2 protein-coding genes are annotated in these 1,027 nt (G+C 64.0%); one reads left to right on the top strand and one right to left on the bottom strand.

Annotated elements, in window-relative coordinates; genetic code table 11:
* On the bottom strand, positions 1 to 242 hold a 242-nt coding region (locus G7A99_RS20870; RefSeq protein WP_163143812.1), incomplete at its 3' end, for a heme-binding protein.
* Positions 243 to 582: 340 nt separating this feature from the next.
* Between G7A99_RS20870 and G7A99_RS20875 the strand changes: the two genes are divergently transcribed.
* Positions 583 to 966, top strand: coding sequence for a phasin family protein (locus G7A99_RS20875; RefSeq protein ID WP_018717904.1), 384 nt, complete (start codon positions 583 to 585; stop codon positions 964 to 966).
* Positions 967 to 1,027: the final 61 nt, after the last annotated feature.

Consider the following 1,027-nt stretch of genomic DNA (forward strand, 5'->3'; position numbering starts at 1 on the left):
CCGAGGGCTCCGCTGGCCACGCCCGTGCCCAGAGCGGCCGACGCCTTGCCGCGGGCGACCTCGAAGCGCACGGTCCCGGCGCCGTCCTCGCGCTCGACCACCACCGGATGCCCTCCGCCGTCGACGACGACCACGGTCATGGGCTTGAGGTCACGATCCCGCGCCGCCTTCAGCGTTTCGCGGGCGATCACTCGCGCCGACTCCAGCGGCAGCAGCGTCCGGTGCTTGTGAAATCCGGCCATTGAGCAGTCCTCCCCGTATCCATCGATTGCTTCGCCCCGGCGCCGAGACGCCGGACTGGTGTCCTGGATCAGGACACCGGCAGCCTACCCCAAGCCGTCGGCCACAGGGAAACCGAACCATGGGAACGGGCCCCCGACAAGGCGGGATGACACGACGCGAAATGGATTCACCTTTGAACCGATAAAAACAAAGGCACCGCCAGTCAGTGCGTTACAGGAACGTTACGCAACAAAAAAGGCATTCGATCAAAAATGTTGCAGCGCATCACCACCGCTGCTACGATCCAGTCAGAATAACCACAATGGATCACGGCTCTCACAAGGAAAGAGGTGGATAACCATGAATCAGCTCAACTTCGACCAGTTCAACCAGCAGATCGAGAAGAACCTCCTCACCCCGACGCGCGACCTGACGGTCATGGCCCTCGACCACTTCGAGAAGCTGGCCGAGGTGCAGTTCGAGGCGGGCAAGGCCTACACCGACATGGGCGTGCAGCAGCTGCGCGCGCTGCTCAACGTGCGCGACCAGAAGGGCGTGCAGGACTATGTCGAAAGCCAGCAGAAGCTCGCCCAGAGCGTGACCGACCGGCTCAAGGGCGATGCGGAGAAGGTCGTCGCCCTGAACCAGGAGTTCACGGAGAAGGCCCAGAAGGCCGTGCAGCAGAACGTCACCAACGCGACCAAGGCCGCGCAGAAGGCCACCAGCAGCCAGAAGGCCAGCTGATAGTCCGTGTGGCCGCCGCGGGGAGACACCCGCGGCGGCCTTTCCTTCCCGCACTCCCCCC

Source organism: Arhodomonas sp. KWT, assembly GCF_010993615.1.

Coding starts and splice junctions, on each gene's coding strand:
- G7A99_RS20875 (WP_018717904.1), top strand. CDS start 583: ATGAATCAGCTCAACTTCGACCAGTTCAACCAGCAGATCGAGAAGAAC.